The organism is Streptomyces laurentii (genome assembly GCF_040635425.1).
In the GTDB taxonomy this organism is placed as follows: domain Bacteria; phylum Actinomycetota; class Actinomycetes; order Streptomycetales; family Streptomycetaceae; genus Streptomyces; species Streptomyces laurentii.
This window is the reverse complement of record NZ_JBEYHT010000032.1, coordinates 1-17,620: the sequence shown is the minus strand read 5'-3', so window position 1 is coordinate 17,620 and position 17,620 is coordinate 1. Positions and strand designations below refer to the sequence as shown.

The window sequence follows — 17,620 nt, the reverse complement described above, 5'->3', positions numbered from 1 at the left end:
TGGTCCGTGGTCATCGCCCGGCGCTGTGGGGGCGGGCGGGCTGGAGTGCGAGGAACTCGGCCCGTACGGCGGCGTCCCGGAAGGCTCCGCGCCAGGTCGCGGTGGTCATCGTGGCGGGGGTGCGGATGCCGCGCATGGCCATGCAGAGGTGCTCGCCGTGGCAGACGACGGCGACGTCGGCGGAGCCGGTCAGTTTCTCGACGGAGTCGGCGATGTCCGCCGTCAGCCGTTCCTGTACCTGCAGCCGGTGCGCGTGCTGCTGGGCGATCCTGGCGAACTTGCTGAGACCGAGGACCTGTTCGCGGGGAAGGTAGCCGATCGTCACCTCGCACGAGAACGGCAGCAGATGGTGTTCGCACAGCGACCACAGGTGGATTCCGGAGACGGACACGGCCTCGGCACTCGACGCGCAGAGGAAGGAGGTGTCCAGGGTGCCGGGGTCGTAGTCGCTGAACTCCCGCCACCAGCGCGCGTATCGTGCCGGTGTGTCGCGAAGTCCCTCGCGGTCGGGGTCCTCGCCGATGGCGAGCAGAAGCTCCCGGGCGATGCGCTCCAGTGGATCAGGTGACATTCATACCCCCCGTTGATTTCCCCATAACGTCACGTGCAGCCGGCCGGTCAGATTCCATTTCCGCTGGATCACCGGGTCGGCCAGCCGCCGGAGACCGTCGGTGATCTCCTCCGGTTCCTGACCGCAGGGCATGATCCAGACGTCGCGCAGCGCGAATCGCTCCACCAGCTCATCGACCTCCTTCAGGTCGGACGGATCGGCGCACACGAATTTGAAGCAGGTCCCGTCGATCGCGGCGAGCGCCCGCAGCGCCGCGGGAACGACGCGGCGTCGCTCCGCCACGGCGGAGTGGGCGAGTTTCGGCGAGACGTTGAAGCGCACCCCCGCCGCGACGAGAGCGGCGGAGGGGACGACGGTCCCGTTGGTCTCGATCTCGACGTCGGCGCCGCGCGCGCGGATCTCCTCGATCACCGGGAGCAGCCGGTCCTGCTGGCTCAGCGGCTCACCGCCGGAGACGACGACCAGGCCGGTGCCGAGTTCCCGGAGCCGCCGGGTGACCTCGGTGACGGTCATCGCGTGCAGTTCGTCCGTCGGCCGGTACGCGGTCCGGCCCTGCGAGACGCCCGTCCAGTCCCAGGTGTACGGGGTGTCGCACCACCGGCAGGTCAGGTTGCACCCGCCGAGTCTGAGGAAGGAACACGACCTTCCGGTGGACCGCCCCTCGCCCTGCACGGACTAGGTCGGGCCGAAGATCTCGTTGACGACGAGTTTCGACCGTTCCATGTGCCTCACCCCTTCCCGTGATCCGCGGCATGGTGCCGTATCCGGTGACTTTCGGTGACTTTTGGTGACGGTGTACGGAAGTCAGGGGGCCGGCCGGTACGTGGCCCAGGTCTTGGGGGTCTCCGACACGCGGACCGCGGTCAGCTCCGGGAGGTCGCGGCGCCAGTTCTCGTAGACCCATCTCGCGATGTTCTCGGCCGACGGATTGCGGTCCTTCATGACGTCGTTGAGGTGCCGGTGGTCCAGGAACTCGTCGATCCATTTCTTGAGCGCGTCCAGGTCGCCGTAGTCCCGGACGAATCCGGCCGGGGTCAACTCGGATTCCCGCGCGGAGAGTTCCACCATGAGCACGTAGTTGTGCCCGTGCAGTCTTCCGCACGGATGGTCGGCGGCCAGGTGGGCGAGCCGGTGACTCGCGGAGAAGTGGAATTCCTTGGTGATGGACAGCATGTCTACTCCCTTCCGCCCCGCGCGCCCGGCCTTCGGGTGGCGAGCACGGCGAGGGCGGCGACCGTGAGTGTGCCGAGCAGGATCGAGATCCCGGGCCCCGCGGTGCGCCCCGATCCGGCGAGCGCGCCGGCGATCAGAGGACCGAAGCTGGCCAGGGTCGCGCCGAGTTGATAGGTGACGGCCAGGGCGGAATAGCGGTGCCGGGTCGGGAACTGCTCCACCATGAAGGCGGCGATGCCGCCGTACACGGCCGCGTGCCCGACGCCCATGGCCAGGGTGAAGGTGAGGACGGTCTGAGCGGTACTGCCCGAGGTCAGCCAGAGCGGCGCCGGAAGGGCCACCAGGGCGCACACGGCGTACCCGAAGACGATGACCCGTCGACGGCCGAAGCGGTCGGACAGCGCACCGAACACCGGCAGCAGGGCGGCTTCCACGAGGGCCCCGGCCACCATGCCGGTCAGCACCCGGTCGCGGTCGGCCCCGTGACCGGCCGCGTAGGCGGGCAGATAGACGGAGAAGACGCTGACGATCATGGCGAGGCCCAGCGAGGCGAGCGCTCCCTTGGCCACCGGGCCGGGGCGCTGCCGCAGCACCTCGGCGACCGGCACCCGGGGCGACGGGCCGTCGCGGCGGCCCCGCAGGAACTCGGGGCTCTCGGCGACTCCCCGCCGTACGAACACCCCGACCACCACGAGAAGACCCGAGGCCAGGAACGGCACCCGCCAGCCCCAGGACAGCAGGTCGTCCCGCGGCAGCCGGGTGATCAGCGCGACCACGGCCGTGCTCCCGGCCAGCCCGAGCGGGAACCCGGCCGCGGCACCGCTGCTGAACAGCCCGCGCCGGTGGGCGGGGGCGTACTCCGTGGTCATCAGGACCCCGCCGCCCCACTCCCCGCCGATGCCGATGCCCTGCAGCACCCGCAGCGTGACGAGCAGGGCCGGGGCCCAGGCGCCGGCCTGCGCGTAGGTGGGGAGCACTCCGACCAGCAGCGTGGCGACGCCCATGATCATCAGGGTCAGCACCAGCATCGACTTGCGGCCGATCCGGTCCCCGAAGTGGCCGATGACCACACCCCCGAGGGGGCGGGCGACGAACCCCGCGGCGTAGGTGGCGAAGCCCGCCAGGGTGGCCGCCGTCGCGGACTGCTGGGGGAAGAACAGCGGACCCAGCAGCAGGGTGGACGCCGTGGAATAGAGATAGAAGTCATACCACTCGATGGTGCTTCCGATAGTGCCGGCGACCAGGACCCGCCGGGTCATCCCGTCCCGCGGCCGGACACCGGGAGAGACCTCCTTCGTGAATGTCACGCGTATCCCCTCGGCAGGACGTCCCGAGCGCACGGCGTGGTGACGAGTTTCCTCAAGGCGCCCTGTCCAATCCGCCCATGGGCATGGCGAGTCCGGCGTGCCGAAGACAAATGAGAAAGAGAGAGCGGGCGCGCCCGGCATCGGCTGATCCCGACCGGCTGACGCAGCCACGGACTTCTGGTCTACCGGTCCCGATTCCCTTTGTCCAGCGCCGAGTCGGCGCGTTCCGAACGCGGGGCGGGGTGCCTTGCGCGCGGGGCGCGTCCGGCGTAGAACTCGTGCTTCCCGTCGCATTTCCGGAAGGAAGCTCAGGTGGACGAAGAGGTCGCGGGCGATGTCTGGACCGGCCCGGACGGGGACGAGGTGGTGCGCCTCCGTCGCTGGAAGGGGGACTGGGCCGCGAACGATCCCCACGCCAACTTCAAGTCCGACGTCGTCGGTTACGGACTGCTCGATCCCCTGGAGACGCTGCGCGGGATGTCCCGCAACCTGGACATCCCCATCGGCGCGATCGCCCGGTACGTGCTGGCCCGATGGGCCACCGGGGGCAGCGGCGGGCTGCTCGAGATCGGGCCGGTGATGGTGCACCGGCTGTGGGCCCCGGTCGAGGAGGCGGAGCGGGAGGGGACCGACGAGGAGCGGCTGCGCGCCTACCACCAGCTGCGGCAGATGCTGTCCTGGCTCAAGCTCCCCCTCGACGACCCGACCGTCTATCCGCCGCAGGCCGAGGACCGGACGGAGGACAACACACCGGACCCGGCGGAGGACGGGACGCCGGGCCACCGGTCGGAGTACGGGACACCGGACCGGAACTGACGGATCGGGCGCGGCCGGCCCGTGCCGGCCGGGCGTTCGACCGCGTCTTCTCCACAGTCGTACACAGCCGCCGGCGGACCTCACCGGGCGGCCGCACGCCCCCTGCCCGAGCGCATGCCACTCTCACGGAGGCGAAGACAACCGTGCACGATTCCAGCCACTACGATCACGTCGTCCTCATCTCGATCGACACGCTCCGCAGCGACGCGCTGTCGGCGCATCCGCATCCGCTCTGGCCGCACACATACAAGAACGCGCACGCGGTGCGTACCACACTTCTGGACGAACTCGCGCGTGACGGCGCCTATTTCCCGAACACCATCAGCGCCGCCCCGTACACGGCCGCTTCGCACGGCGCGATATTCACCGGCCAATATCCGTTGCACAACGGACTGCACGAATTCTATAACGGGTCACTGCGCGCTCCTTCGGTGTTCACCTATGGCCGCCGGGCCGGCCGCAGCACGATCCTGAAGGTCGACTTCCCCATCATCCTCGGCCCCGAACTCGGCTTCACCCGGGACGTCGACACCTACCTGGTCGAGGAGGACGACGCCTTCATCGACGCGGTGGCGGCCGCCGAATCCACCCTGGCCTGCGCCCACTTCGGTGCGGTGCACCTGCCGTACGGGTTCCACAATCTGACCTTCGGCGGGGACGCGTACCGGGCCAAGGTCGCCGAGCTGGAGGAGGGACTGCCGCAGGCGCTCCCGTTCGTCGACCGGCTGGTCGAGAGCTACCGGGGCCCGGAGGACACCGAGCTGCTGATGCGCTACAAGCGGGTGGCCACCCATCTGCACGCGGAGAAGCAGTACGACCGCCTCTTCCAGCTCTACCTGGACGGTGTCGAGCACTTCCTCGCCACTCGCCTGACCTCGTTCCTGGAGCGGCTGAGGGAGCGGGTCGCGGCCACCGGCAAGCGGATGCTCCTGGTGCTCTTCGCCGACCACGGCGAGGAGTTCGACGAGCAGACCAACGGCCACTTCAACTCGATGGCGGAGGGGGTGCTGCGGGTCCCGCTGATCATCGCCGGGGACGGCGTCGTCCCGGGAACGCACGAGCAGCGGATCCGGACGGTCGACATCGCCCCCACCGTCATGGAGCTGTCCGGTGTCCCGGCGCCCGCCACCGGTGTCTTCGACGGCAGGTCGCTGGCCGGGGTCGTCCGGGGGAAGGAGGCGCCCGACGGCGACGCCCCCGCGCTCGCCGAGTCCTACAACGCCGAGCTCAACGACTTCATCGCCTTCCAGGAAAGGCAGTTGAGCGGCCGCCCGCCGGGGCCCCTCCCGCACTTCCTCGTCGGGCACACGGCCTACCTCGGCGACCGCCGGGTGGTACGGATGTTCCGGCACTACTCCGATGGGTTCCAGCGGGCGGCCCGGCAGGACCACACCTGGGTGGAGCGGTTCGACGACTCCCGGGTGCCCCACCGTGACCCGCACGACGACGGGGCCGACCTGCTGGCGATGCTCGACGACTACCGCAGCGCGCTGCGCCGGCCGGAGCAGGTGCCCTTCACCGAGGAGATGCGAGCCCAACTGCGCTCCCTGGGCTACTCGGTGTGAGCGGGAGGGAAGCGATGTCCACGGACTCCCGGGCCTCCTCTCCCCCGGCCCTGCCCAGTACCCTCGGCGGCACCGGATGGACGCCGCGCCCGGCCGGCCACCGGGCCGAGGTCGCGGCGGGCGGCATCTGGTCGCGGTGCGGCTACCGTTCCGAGGTGGCGCCCCTGCGCGCGGTCCTGCTCGCCCGGCCACCGGACAGCCTCGCCTCCGTCGCCGACGACCCCCGCGCCCACCTGATGACCGAGCCGGTCGATCTCGGGCGGCTGCGCGCCGAGACGGAGGCGGTGGCCGAGGCGTACCGCGCCCACGGCGTGACCGTACGCCTGGCGGCCCCGCCGCCCTCCTGCCCGCCCAACGTGATCTTCCAGCGGGATCTGTTCCTGGTGACGCCCGAGGGGGCCGTGCTGGGGCGCACCGCGTCGGCGCAGCGGGCGGGCGAGGAGCGGTACGCGGCGGCGGCGCTGGCCGAGGCCGGCATCCCGGTGCTGCACACCGTCCGGGGCGAGGCCACGTTCGAAGGGGCCGACGCGCTCTGGGTGGACGAGCGCACCGTCCTGGTCGGCAGCGGCTTCCGTACCAACGAGGCGGGCGTCCGCGCCGTCCGGGAGGTGCTGGCCGAGCAGGGCGCCGAGGTGGTGCCGGTGCCGCTCGGGCCCGGTGTCCAGCATCTGCTGGGCGCGTTGATGCTCGTCGACCACCGCCGGGCCCTGCTGAACACGCGTGCGGTCGGGGACCGGCTGCGCGGCCTGCTACGCGCGCTGGACTACGACCTGCTGGAGTTCGGGCCCGACGAGGAAGTGGTGCGCGGCCGGAGCCTGAACGTGGTGACGCTGCGGCCCGGGCACGTGCTGATGCCCGCCGGCCGCCCCCGCACCCGGCGCCGGCTGGAGACGGCCGGCATCGAGGTGTCGGAGGTGGGAGTGGGCGAGTACGTGAAGGCCGCGGGCGCGCTCGGCTGCCTCACCGGAATCCTGCACCGAGAGGCGGACGGGGAGGTCTGACCCGGCACCCCGCGCCCGGCTCAGCCTTCGACCAGTGGCTTTCCTCGCTGCTCATGGGGGTCGGCGAGGAGGTCGTACACGTCGACCGCCTCGCCGCCGACGTGCCAGATCACCTTCCGCCGGTCCCCCTCCTCGCTGAGCCGCACCGCCTTGAGCGGCAGCAGGTCCGGGTACTCGCCCGACTGACGGCGCTCCTCCGGGTAGTACGTCTCGCTGTACGCCGGCCGGGACGGCCCCGACCCGGCGGCGAGGTGACCGGCCAGGGACTCGCCGTCCGTCTCGATCTTCGGCAGCCCCAGCAGGTCGAGCACGGTGGGGGCGATGTCCACCAGCCGGACCTGACTGGTGATCTCCGTGCCCCTCGGCAGCCCGGGGCCGCACACGATCAACGGCACGTGCTGGGTGGTGTCGAACAGCAGACAGCCGTGGCCCTCCTCGTAGGGATGCCCGAGCTCGCCCGCGTGGTCGTTGGGGTACCAGCCGGCCAGGTCCTCGCCGTGGTCGGAGAAGAGCACCACCAGCGTGTCGTCGAGGGAGTGTCCCGACTCCTCCACCCGGCCGAGGAGTCGGCGGAGGTAGTGGTCGCTGTACGCCACCTCTCCCTCGTACGGGTTGTCGACGTCGGCGCCCACGTCCTCGGGCGGCTCGTATGGCCAGTGGGCGTCGAAGAAGTGGGCGAAGAGGAAGAACGGACGCTCCCCCTGGGAGGACAGCCAGGCTGCCGCCCGTTCGGTCACCAGGGGCGCCCGCTTGAGAGCGAGGCCGCGCAGCTTGACGTCCGGGACGGTCAACGGGTCGCTGCCGTCGGGGAGTCTCGGGATCTCGTCGTCGTAGAAGTCGAACCCCCGGTCCAGGCCGTACCAGCGGTTCAGCCCGGGGCAGGAGACCACGGCGCCGGTGGCGTAGCCGGCCGCGCGCAATTGCTCAGCGAGCGTGGTCACCCCGGGGTTCAGCGTCTCCCGCAGCAGATGGCGGATGCCGTGTCCGGCGGGCTGCCGTCCGGTGAACACGCTGGCGTGACTGATCGGAGTGAGAGGAGAGGAGGAGATGGCCTGTCGAAACGTCACCCCGGCCGAGCGCAGGGATTCGATACCCGCCATCTTCCCCGAGTAGGCGACATCGGCGCGCAGTGTGTCGAGGGACACGAGCAGCACATTCCGCATGGGACTTCCTTCCTGGCGCGTGGGGCCGGGGCGCTCCGGGCCGCTGCGCGATTACCGCCGGGGAGCGGAGCTGACAAGACGTCCGACACGGTGCGGCCGCGACGGAACCCGAGCGGCGTGAATCCGACGGTCGGTCTGCCTCCCCGGTGGTGGACCGGGCGAAAAAGCGATAGGAAGCTGTTTGCATCCGGCTCGCGCGTATCGAATGCAGCACACCTCCCCCACAGCGCACATCGACTATTCAGCGGCCCTCGTTGCACCGACAGCCGGTAATCCTGTGCGGGGCGATCCATTCCTGCGTAATCGAGGATTCGAGGATCTTGTGGCGAGTGAAGAGAACCGCACCCCCGTACCTTCGGATGACGTTCACCTGATTCCGGTGACCGATCTGGTCGACGCCGACTCTCCTCGGCTCCGGGGGGAAAGCATCGAGCACATCGAGTTGCTTCTGACCTCGCACGCCGAACTGCCGCCCATCCTGGTCCACCGTCAGACCATGCGGGTCATCGACGGGATGCACCGGCTGCGGGTGGCGGCGCTGCGCGGCCAGCGGGACATAGCGGTCCGGTTCTTCGACGGGCCCGACGCGGACGCGTTCATCCTCGCCGTCAGCACCAATGTGTCCCACGGGCTGCCGCTCAGCCTCTCGGACCGCACCGCCGCCGCCGAGCGCATCGTGACGCACAGCCCCCAACTGTCGGACCGGTCGATCGCCTCCTCCACCGGGCTGTCCCCGAAGACGGTAGCGGCCATCCGCAGGCGTACAAACCCCGACCGTCCCCAGTTGAACGCCCGTGTCGGCCGGGACGGCCGGGTCCGTCCCATCGACTCCGGCGACGGGCGCCGGCACGCGGCCCGGATCATGCGGGCGAACCCCGACGCCTCGCTGCGGGCGGTGGCCAAGGCGGCCGGCATCTCGCTGGGCACCGCGCACGACGTCCGCGAGCGGCTGCGCGAAGGCCAGGATCCGGTGCCCGCCCATCGCCGCGCCCCCCGTGCGGGCACGGGGGGCGCGAACCAGGAGGCGTCCTGCCGGCGGGCCGGGGTCTGCCCGCACGTGAGCCCGCCTCCGTATCCGGACCGGGACACGGCCCTGCGGAATCTCCGGCAGGATCCGTCGATGCGTTTCTCCGGCACCGGACGCATGCTGCTCCGGCTTCTCACCGCGCAGGCCCTGGACAATGAGAATTGGGCAAAACTGATCGACCATGTGCCGCCCCACCGGGCCGACGCCATTGCCGCGCTGGCGCTGGACTTCGCCCGATCGTGGCAGGAGTTCGCGGAACGGCTCCAAAGGCGGGTCACCCACGTTTAACGGCGCGCACTCCGTATCGCCCGGACGGGGAGGCCCTTTACGGCCTCAACACCCTGTGTCATGGTGGGGAACACCCTGCGGCCGTGACCTTTTCCCGTGATCTTCCGGTGCGCGTACGACAGATACGAGTCGCAGGAGCGATCCACCCTCGCACGTTCTCACCCTGAAAGGGTTTGTTCATGGCGCGTAAATCCCTCGCGTTGGAACTGTATGCGAACGCCGATGACGCGACAGACCGGCAGTACATCGATCAAATGCGTCAGCAGGACGTCACACCGGTCCCGACGGACCCGTCCCTCCCGCGTTTCACTCTGCTCGTCGGCCCTTCTCCTTTCACCATGCCGCGCGGCTGGGAGTTCTTCCTGACCTCGCCCTACGAGGGGGCCACGTACATCTCGACGGTGCTGCACAACGCGGGCTATCCGGTCCGGATCGTCGACGTCCGCTACGACCTGGACCCGCTGAAGTCCGCGTACGACCAGATCGTCGGGCAGACCGACGTCCTGGGGGTGTGCACCTTCGAGGACAACTTCCCCTTCTGCCGGGAGCTGATGGCGAAGGTCAAGGAGGCCGAGCCCGAGGTGCCGATCCTCTGCGGCGGATCGCTGGTCACCTCGGTGCCGCACATCTTCATGGAGGAGACCGCCTGCGACATCGCGGTCATCAGCGAGGGCGAACTCACCATCCTGGAGCTGATGGAAAGTCACGCCGCCGGCCGCTGGAGCGAGGACCTGCCGAGGATCAAGGGCATCTGCTACCGGGATCCCGAGGGCCGCGCCAAGCGCACCCCCGCCCGCGGCCAGATGATGGACCTGGACGCGCTGCCCCGGATGCGGCTGGACCTGTGGCCGCAGGCGCAGAGCCCGATGGGCCTGCAGCCGCAGATCATCTCCTCGTACAGCCGCGGCTGCAAGATGGACTGTTCCTTCTGCTACCGCACGACTCCCCAGGTCAGGGCCAAGTCGCCGGAGAAGATGGACCGCGACATGGCCTGGCTGAAGAGCCAGTACCACATCGACTTCAGCTTCTTCGTCGATCTGACCTTCAGCTCGCACCGCGGGCAGACCCTGGAGATCTGCGACGTCATCAAGGACCACGACATCCGGTGGACCTGTCTGACGCGGTGCGCCGACATGGACGAGCCGCGGATCAACGCGATGCGCGACTCCGGGTGCGACATCGTCCTCTACGGCGTCGAGTCGCTGGGCAAGGACGTGCTGCGCGAGGCCAGGAAGGGCAGCAGCGAGAACCTGACGGTGCGGGCGATGCGCACCACCTTCGACGCCGGCGTCCGGTTCGGCTCGCTGCTGATCGTGGGGCTGCCCAACGAGAGCGAGGAATCGCTGGGCCACATGGTGGAGTTCGCCGAGACGTACAACCACGTCACCCGCGTGAAGTACCTGTCGGCGATGCCCGGCACCACGGTCTACCAGCAGGCGGTCGCCGCCGGGACGATCCGCTCGGAGATCGACCACCTGAACTGGCTGTCGGTCGAACAGGCCCTGCACGAGGACGAGTTCCTCAACGTCAGCGGGCTGCCGGAGCAGACCTGCCGGGACGCGTACAAGCGCATCTACGACGCCTACCAGCCGGGCCCGGTCATGGACTTCCGGCACTACCCGGAGAACTTCCAGTACTTCCACCCGCAGCCCGACGACGGCTCGGAACGCTCGACCTCCTACGGCGGGACGAAGTGGCGTACCGACTGGAGCTCCGCGGCCGGCCCGCTGGTCCCGCTCTCCGACCGGTTCACCCTGGACAAGTGCGCGGATCCCGAGGTGGCGGCCGCGGGCAGCAGCCTGATGGACTGCGGGGCCAAGCAGATGGCGGACACGGTGTCCCCGGACGCTCCATGAGCCCTGACGGCGCGCGTCCCGTCTTCATCATCGGCACGGAGCGGTCGGGGTCCAATCTGCTGCGGCTGATCCTGAACGCCCACTCGCGGATCACGGTGCCGCACCCTCCGCACTTCATGCGGTTCCTGGCACCGCTGGCGGCGGGTTACGGCGATCTCTCGGTCGAGCGCAACCGCCGGCGGCTGGTGGACGACGCGCTCGGGCTGCTGGCCCGGCACATCCACCCGTGGCCCCATCCCGTCGACCGCGACCGGGTGGTGGCCTCGGCCGGCCCGACGGTGTTCGGGGTGGTGGCCGCGATCTACGAGCAGCACCGGGCGGCCGAGGGCAAGGCGCGCTGGGGCTGCAAGAGCACCTTCATGGTGGACCATGTCGACGAGGCGCTCGCCGAGTTCCCCGCCGCCCGGTTCGTCTGGCTGGTCAGGAATCCGCAGGACGTGGCCAGCTCGGCGAAGACCGCCGTGTTCGGCCACTGCCACCCGTACCGGATGGCCCGGTTGTGGCGGACCCAGCAGGAGCGGGCGATCGCCGCCCACACTCGCTGGGGCCCCGGCGTCGTCCATCTGCTGCGCTACGAGGATCTGGTGGAGCGGCCGGAGAAGGAACTGCGCGCGCTCTGCGCCTTCCTCGGCGAGGAGTTCGAGCCGGCGATGCTGGCGCACCACACCTCGCCGGCGGCCCGCCGGACGGCCCGGCTGTCGGAGTCCTGGCGGCTGGCCGGCCGGCCCATCAGCACGGGGCGGGTCGGGGCGCATCTGACCGGTCTGTCGCCGACGGAGCGCCTGCTCGTCGACAAGGTGACGGCGCCACTCAAGAAGCGGCTCGGGTACCCGGTCGACGAGCGCGCGCGGCTCGTACCCGTTCCGTCGCCACCGGCGGTCGCCCTCCGGTCGGCTCTGCTGCGCTCCCGCGTCGAGTTGCGCTCGGCGCGGCAGGACGAGAACCACCGCCTGCGGCTCGCCAGGGACGGCTACGTCCGGTGGCTGCGGGTGAAGTCCCTGGTGCGCCGGGCGGTTCCGGCGCCGAGGAAGTCCGTGTCCCCGGCATGAAGGGATTCCCGTGACCACGAGTCCGAAGGACGTGACCGGCCACTTCGCCGCCCGTTCCGCCACGTACGACCGGTCGAGCTCCTGGTGCACCGACTCCGAACTCGGTGACTTGGTGCTGGAGTTGACGAGGCCGACGGCCACCGACCGGGTGCTCGACGTCGCCTGTGGCACCGGTCTGGTCTCCCGCCTGTTCACCGGGCGGGTCGCGGAAGTGACCGGGGTGGACATCACCCCGGAGATGGCCGAGCAGGCCCGTCCCCATCTGGACCGGCTGGTGATCTCGCCCGCCGAGGACCTGCCCTTCCCCGACGGCACCTTCGACATCGTGGTGTGCCGGCAGGGAATCCAGTTCATGACCCTGCCCGACGCGGTCGCCTCCATGGTCCGGGTGCTCAAGCCCGGCGGCCGGATCGTCCTGGTCAATCTGTGCGCCTACGGCCCGCTGGACCGCGACGAGTACTTCGAGGTGCTACGGCTGCGCAACCCGGTCCGGCGGCACTTCTTCCTGCCCGCGGACCTGGAGGCGCTGATGCGCGACGCCGGATGCGCGGACGTCGCGCTGCACCGGTACGTCTCGGCCGAGGACGTCGACGTCTGGTCCGACAACGGGGCCATCGAGGAGTCCCGCCGGGAGGCCATCCGCGAGGTCTACCGCAACGCCTCCGAGAGCTTCCTGTCCCTGCACGCGGTCAAGGAGTCGGACGGCGGCTTCGTGGACCAGATGCTGTTCGTCGCCGCCGCCGGGCGCAAGCCCCGCCCCTGACCCCGCCCCCGTCCGCGTTCGTCCATTGGCCACGTACGCACCACCACCGAGGAGTTCCATGGCACAGCTGAGTGAGGGCCTCGCGATCGGCCTGCGGTCGGTGTTCGCCGCGGAGGCGGCGTCCGTCCAGCGGTACACCTATTTCGCGCAGGTGGCCGAGATCGAGGGCCATGGGGAGATCGCCCGGCTCTTCAGCGATCTGGCCGAGAGCATCGGGTGCGTCGCGCACGGGCACATCGACGCCCTCCAGGACATCGCCGATCCGCACACCCGGAAGACGGTCGGCGAGACCCGCCTCAACCTCGCCGCGTCCGCCGCCGAGGCACTGACCGAGGCGAACGAGGTCTATCCCCGGCTCACGGCGCGCGCCCACGAGGAGGGTCACCCCGACGTGGCCAGCTGGCTCACCACCCTCGCCGCCCTCAAGCACGCGCATCTCGGAAAGCTCGACGCCCTGCTCACCACGGTGACCACGCCGTCCGCCCCCGGACCCCGGGACGGCGCGCCGGCCGACGGAGGCAGCGATGACTGAGCGCTTGACGACGCCGGCGACCGGGTCGGCGACCGCGTACGACGCCTCGTCGATCGTCGTGTTCACGGGCCTTCAGGCCGTACGGCGCACCCCGTCGATGTACATCGGCTCGACGAACGCGGACGGCCTGCACCACCTGCTGTACGAGGTGCTCGACAACGCCGTCGACGAGGCGGAGGCCGGCCACTGTACGACGGTGACGGTCACCGTCCAGGCCGACGGCGCGGTCTGCGTACGGGACGACGGCCGGGGCATCCCGGTCGATCCGCACCCGGAGTCCGGGCGGCCGGCCTGCGAGGTCGTGCTGACCACGCTCCACGCGGGCGGCAAGTTCGCCGGGGCCGCCTACACGCGCTCGGCGGGTCTGCACGGCGTCGGCCTGTCCTGCGTCAACGCGCTCTCCGAGCGGCTGCGCCTGGACGTCTGGCGCGGCGCGCGGCACCACTGGCAGGAATTCACCCGGGGCGAGCCGGAGGACGACCTCGCCACCGGCCCGGCCGAGGCCGCGCCGGACGGCCGGCGGGGCACCGCCGTCACGTTCCGGCCCGATCCGAAGATCTTCGACACCGTCGAGTTCTCCGCGCCGACGATCACCACCCGGCTTGAGGAGATCGCCTTCCTCCACCCCGGTCTGGCCCTGCACTTCTCGGACGAACGCACCGGCGAGCGGGCCGACTTCCGCTTCGACGGCGGCGTGCGCGCCTTCCTGGCCCATCACAACCGGAACGCCACCACCGTGCACCCCGAGCCGGTGGTCGTCTCCGCCGCCACCCACCAGGCCTCCTTCGACCTCGCGTTCCAGTGGACGGAGGGGTACGCGGAGGAGATCCGGGCCTTCGTCAACGGCGTCCGCACCGACCAGGGCGGCGCGCACGTCGACGGTCTGCGGGTGGCCCTCGCGGCCGCCATCAACCGGTACGCGACCGAGCGCGGCCTGCTCGACCCGCGGACCGGGGAGCGGATCAACACGGTCGACATCCTCGAAGGGCTCACCGCGATCGTCTCCCTGCGCATGGACGATCCCCGGTTCGACGGGCAGACGAAGAAACGGCTGCAGAGCCCGGAGGCCGGCCGGTTCGTCCAGGAGCGGGCGGAGGCGGAGTTCGGCCGCCGGCTCGCGGCCGACGACGAGCTCGGCCGCCGGGTCGTCGCCCGCGCGCTGGACGCCAGCCGGGCCCGGACGGCCGCCCGGATGGCCGGCCGTACCGCCCGCTTCCAGCAGCGTGAACTCTCCATCGACTACGGCGTCTACCAGCGCCAGTTCGGCACCCGGTCCCGCGACTGGCACGACTCCTGCGCCTGGCTCACCGACGACGGGCTGCTCGCCCGGCACGCCGCGCTGTGCGACGTGCCGAAGGACGCCAGGATGCTGGACGTGTGCTGCGGCAGCGGCGTGGTCGGCGGGGCCTTCAAGGACCGGGTCGGCGAGAGCGTCGGCCTCGACCTCACGCCGGAGATGGTCGCGCTCGCCTCCACCCGGCTCGACCGGGTCGACCAGGGCACGGTGTACGACCTGCCGTACGCGGACGCCAGCTTCGACCTGGTGGTCACCCGCGAGGTGCTGCATCTGCTGCCCCAGCCGGAGCGGCCGCTGTCCGAGATCTTCCGGGTGCTGCGCCCCGGCGGGCAGTTCATCGTCGGCCAGATCGTCCCGTACGCCGACGAGGACGCGTACTGGATGTACCGCGTCTTCAAGAAGAAACAGCCCCTCCTGCACCAGATGTTCAGCGAGCGGGAGTTCCGGGAGCTGCTGCTCGGCGCCGGCTTCGGCGGCCTGGAGATGCGGGAGTACCTCCTGTGGGAGTCCATCGACCGGTGGATCGACACCCACGAGACCTCGCCGTCCCACCGCCGGGAGATCCAGCGGCTGTTCCGGGAGGCACCCAAGGAGGTGCGTGAGGTCCATCCCTTCGAGATCCTGTCCGACGGGTCGATCCGCGATCAGTGGCGCTGGTGCGTCTATTCGCTCAGGAAGGCCGGGTGACCTCGGATGAGCCCCCACGCCCCCACTCGTACGGGGGCCTCGGCGCCGCGGCCGGACCTGGACGGACGGCTGGCCGCGGCGCGCGGACTGCGCCCTCCGGCGACGGAGGGGCTGACCGGCCGGATCCGGGACGTGGTGGTGCTGGCCTCCAGCTCGCGCGGCGGGTCGAGCATGGTCGCGGAGACCCTGCGCGCGTCGGAGGCCCTGCTCCACATGCAGGGCGAGATCAATCCGTTTCTGCGCATGACAGGGCTGGGAGCTCCCGACAGTGGGGACTGCGACCGGCTCGACGCGGGTCATCTGGCCGGTCTCGCCCCGGACCGGCGCACGCTTCTCGACACCGAACTCGCCCATGACATCGGGTCGCCCGCGCCCTGGGGCGACCCGCGTGACGACGAGCGGTTCGTGACGGACGTGGCCGCCCGGCTCGTCATGCAGTGGCCCGATGTCCCGGTGGATCCAGTGGTGTTGGCGCGGACCGCCGGGTCCGTCCTGGCCCGGCTGAGGGCCGAATCGCCGGCGTCCGGAGCCGTACTGCCCTGCCCTGAAAGCTATTTCCTTACGCTCCTCACCGAACTGACCAGGCTTGGGCTGCCGTTCAATCCGTGGTGTTACGACCTGCCCGCCCGGCTGCTTCGCGCCGAGACGGCGGACACCCGGTCCACCGCCGTGCCCGGCGGGACGCTCATCGAGGAGCCCCCGTTCATCCTGCCCCGCCCCTGGCGTCCGGCGACGGCGCACGACGCCGCGACCCGGCCTCTGGTGGTCAAGACCCCCAGCAACGCCTACCGGTTCGGCTTCCTGCGGGCGCTGTTCCCGCGGGCCCGGTTCCGTATCGTCCACCTCACCCGTAATCCCGCCGCCGCCGTCAACGGGCTCCACGACGGCTGGCTGCACCACGGGTTCCACGCGCACCGGATGTCCCGACCGCTCGGGATCGACGGATACGTGGACCGGCACCCGGAGAACCGCTGGTGGTGGAAGTTCGATCTGCCGTACGGATGGCAGGAGTTCACCCGGGCTCCGCTGCTCGACGTGTGCGCCTTCCAGTGGCGCAGCGCGCATCGGGCGGTACTCGACGAACCGCACGGCGCCGACGGCCCGGTCGAGCGGATCACCGTACGCTTCGAGGACCTGATCGGTACGGCCGCCGGGCGCGTCGCGTGCTTCGAGCGGCTGGCCGACCGGCTCGGCATCCCGTTCGACGGCGCGTTCCGGCGGGCTGCCCATGACGGGATCGGTCCGGTGGTCGCCACCGCCCCGCCGCGGGCGGGCCGGTGGCGGGACCGCGCCGACGCGATCCGGGCCGCCCTGGGACCGGAGGACAAGGAAGTGGCCGAGCGCCTCGGCTACACCGACGAAGCGGAATGGATCTGAGGGCCCGTGTCCCCACAGCCGCCGGCCGGTGACGCGACGGGGTCGGGCCCGCCGGCCGCCTGGTCGCATCTGGACGCCCTCGAGTCCGAGGCGGTGCACATCGTCCGGGAGGTGGCGGGCGAGTTCGAGAACCCGGTGCTCCTGTTCTCCGGCGGCAAGGACTCCATCGTCATGCTGCACCTGGCGCTGAAGGCGTTCACCCCGGCGCCGGTGCCGTTCGGACTGCTGCACGTGGACACCGGGCACAACTTCCCCGAGGTCCTCGCCTACCGCGACCGCGCCGTCGAGAAGCACGGACTGCGGCTGCACGTCGCCTCCGTCCAGGAGTACATCGACGCGGGCGCGCTGCGCGAGCGGCCGGACGGCACCCGCAATCCGCTGCAGACGCTGCCGCTGACCGAGACGATCCGGCAGCGGAAGTACGACGCGGTCTTCGGCGGCGGGCGGCGCGACGAGGAGAAGGCCCGCGCCAAGGAACGGGTGTTCTCTCTACGGGACGCGTTCTCGCAGTGGGACCCGCGCCGCCAGCGGCCCGAGCTGTGGCAGCTGTACAACGGCCGGCACGCCCCCGGGGAGCACGTGCGCGTGTTCCCGCTGTCCAACTGGACCGAGCTGGACGTCTGGCAGTACATCCGGCGCGAGAGCATCGAGTTGCCGGAGATCTACTTCGCCCACGTCCGCGAGGTGTTCCGCCGCGACGGCATGTGGCTGACGGCCGGTGACTGGGGCGGGCCGCGGGCGGGCGAGCCGGTCGAGCGGCGGCGGATCCGCTACCGCACCGTCGGCGACATGTCCTGTACCGGCGCGATCGACTCCGACGCGGTGACCCTGGACCAGGTGATCGCCGAGATCGCCGTGTCCCGCCTCACCGAGCGGGGTGCGACCCGCGCCGACGACAAGCTGTCCGAGGCGGCCATGGAGGACCGTAAGCGCGAGGGGTACTTCTGAGCGGTGGCGGTGGCGGTGCCGGTCGGGTGCGACCAGGCGCTGCCGGTCGGGCCGGCCCGGTCGGCCCGGTCGGCCCGGTCGGACGCGTACGCCGGAAGCCGGCGGCCCCGGGGAGTTCCTTCCCCCCGGGGCGGCCGCGTCCGGGGCACCCCGGGCCGGCCCGCCCCCCCAGGCCCCCCCGGCCGCGAGCGGCAGGGCGG

The 17,620-nt window shown here is 70.9% G+C and carries 16 protein-coding genes; 11 read left to right on the top strand and 5 right to left on the bottom strand.

Features of this window, described 5'->3' with window-relative positions; genetic code table 11:
• Positions 1 to 10: 10 nt before the first annotated feature.
• The 4 genes from folE to ABZ693_RS20370 form a co-directional block, all read right to left on the bottom strand.
• Complete coding sequence (gene folE / locus ABZ693_RS20385) at positions 11 to 571, bottom strand: GTP cyclohydrolase I (RefSeq protein WP_359879017.1); 561 nt, start codon at positions 569 to 571, stop codon at positions 11 to 13.
• On the bottom strand, positions 572 to 1,243 hold the full coding sequence (locus ABZ693_RS20380; RefSeq protein WP_359879015.1) for a 7-carboxy-7-deazaguanine synthase QueE: 672 nt from the start codon (positions 1,241 to 1,243) through the stop codon (positions 572 to 574). It abuts the gene before it with no gap.
• A 132-nt stretch (positions 1,244 to 1,375) separates the two neighbouring features.
• Positions 1,376 to 1,744 carry a 6-pyruvoyl trahydropterin synthase family protein gene (locus tag ABZ693_RS20375; protein WP_359879012.1) on the bottom strand — a complete coding sequence of 123 codons (369 nt, stop codon included), beginning with the start codon at positions 1,742 to 1,744 and terminating at the stop codon, positions 1,376 to 1,378.
• Between the two features lie 2 nt (positions 1,745 to 1,746).
• Positions 1,747 to 3,051 carry an MFS transporter gene (locus ABZ693_RS20370; protein WP_359879010.1) on the bottom strand — a complete coding sequence of 435 codons (1,305 nt, stop codon included), beginning with the start codon at positions 3,049 to 3,051 and terminating at the stop codon, positions 1,747 to 1,749.
• Between the two features lie 312 nt (positions 3,052 to 3,363).
• Here ABZ693_RS20370 and ABZ693_RS20365 point away from each other — a divergent pair, with 312 nt between their 5' ends.
• The 3 genes from ABZ693_RS20365 (at position 3,364) to ABZ693_RS20355 (ending at position 6,433) form a co-directional block, all read left to right on the top strand.
• Positions 3,364 to 3,867: a DUF6027 family protein gene (locus ABZ693_RS20365; RefSeq protein WP_359879008.1), complete on the top strand. Its 504-nt coding sequence runs from the start codon at positions 3,364 to 3,366 to the stop codon at positions 3,865 to 3,867.
• 143 nt (positions 3,868 to 4,010) lie between these two features.
• On the top strand, positions 4,011 to 5,432 hold the full coding sequence (locus ABZ693_RS20360; protein ID WP_359879006.1) for a sulfatase-like hydrolase/transferase: 1,422 nt from the start codon (positions 4,011 to 4,013) through the stop codon (positions 5,430 to 5,432).
• 14 nt (positions 5,433 to 5,446) lie between these two features.
• Positions 5,447 to 6,433: a dimethylarginine dimethylaminohydrolase family protein gene (locus ABZ693_RS20355; protein ID WP_359879004.1), complete on the top strand. Its 987-nt coding sequence runs from the start codon at positions 5,447 to 5,449 to the stop codon at positions 6,431 to 6,433.
• Between the two features lie 20 nt (positions 6,434 to 6,453).
• On the opposite strand, the gene ABZ693_RS20350 is transcribed toward ABZ693_RS20355, so the two are convergent.
• Positions 6,454 to 7,596 (bottom strand): sulfatase, encoded by a 1,143-nt coding sequence (locus ABZ693_RS20350; protein ID WP_359879002.1) that lies wholly within the window; start codon positions 7,594 to 7,596, stop codon positions 6,454 to 6,456.
• 379 nt (positions 7,597 to 7,975) lie between these two features.
• Here ABZ693_RS20350 and ABZ693_RS20345 point away from each other — a divergent pair, with 379 nt between their 5' ends.
• From ABZ693_RS20345 to cysD, 8 genes are all read left to right on the top strand, one after another.
• On the top strand, positions 7,976 to 8,911 hold the full coding sequence (locus tag ABZ693_RS20345) for a ParB/RepB/Spo0J family partition protein (protein ID WP_359879000.1): 936 nt from the start codon (positions 7,976 to 7,978) through the stop codon (positions 8,909 to 8,911).
• Positions 8,912 to 9,165: 254 nt separating this feature from the next.
• Positions 9,166 to 10,767 (top strand): B12-binding domain-containing radical SAM protein, encoded by a 1,602-nt coding sequence (locus ABZ693_RS20340; RefSeq protein WP_359878997.1) that lies wholly within the window; start codon positions 9,166 to 9,168, stop codon positions 10,765 to 10,767.
• A complete protein-coding gene (locus ABZ693_RS20335; protein WP_359878994.1) occupies positions 10,764 to 11,816 on the top strand; it encodes a sulfotransferase family protein in 1,053 nt (350 codons plus the stop codon). Before ABZ693_RS20340 ends, ABZ693_RS20335 begins: the two co-directional genes overlap by 4 nt.
• A gap of 10 nt (positions 11,817 to 11,826) precedes the next feature.
• Positions 11,827 to 12,579 (top strand): class I SAM-dependent methyltransferase, encoded by a 753-nt coding sequence (locus tag ABZ693_RS20330; protein WP_359878991.1) that lies wholly within the window; start codon positions 11,827 to 11,829, stop codon positions 12,577 to 12,579.
• Between the two features lie 58 nt (positions 12,580 to 12,637).
• Positions 12,638 to 13,111 carry a rubrerythrin family protein gene (locus ABZ693_RS20325; RefSeq protein WP_359878989.1) on the top strand — a complete coding sequence of 158 codons (474 nt, stop codon included), beginning with the start codon at positions 12,638 to 12,640 and terminating at the stop codon, positions 13,109 to 13,111.
• Positions 13,104 to 15,095, top strand: coding sequence for a methyltransferase domain-containing protein (locus ABZ693_RS20320; RefSeq protein WP_359878985.1), 1,992 nt, complete (start codon positions 13,104 to 13,106; stop codon positions 15,093 to 15,095). Before ABZ693_RS20325 ends, ABZ693_RS20320 begins: the two co-directional genes overlap by 8 nt.
• A gap of 6 nt (positions 15,096 to 15,101) precedes the next feature.
• Positions 15,102 to 16,472: a sulfotransferase family protein gene (locus tag ABZ693_RS20315; protein ID WP_359878982.1), complete on the top strand. Its 1,371-nt coding sequence runs from the start codon at positions 15,102 to 15,104 to the stop codon at positions 16,470 to 16,472.
• A 6-nt stretch (positions 16,473 to 16,478) separates the two neighbouring features.
• Positions 16,479 to 17,420, top strand: a complete 942-nt coding sequence (gene cysD / locus ABZ693_RS20310; RefSeq protein ID WP_359878979.1) for a sulfate adenylyltransferase subunit CysD — start codon at positions 16,479 to 16,481, stop codon at positions 17,418 to 17,420.
• Positions 17,421 to 17,620: the final 200 nt, after the last annotated feature.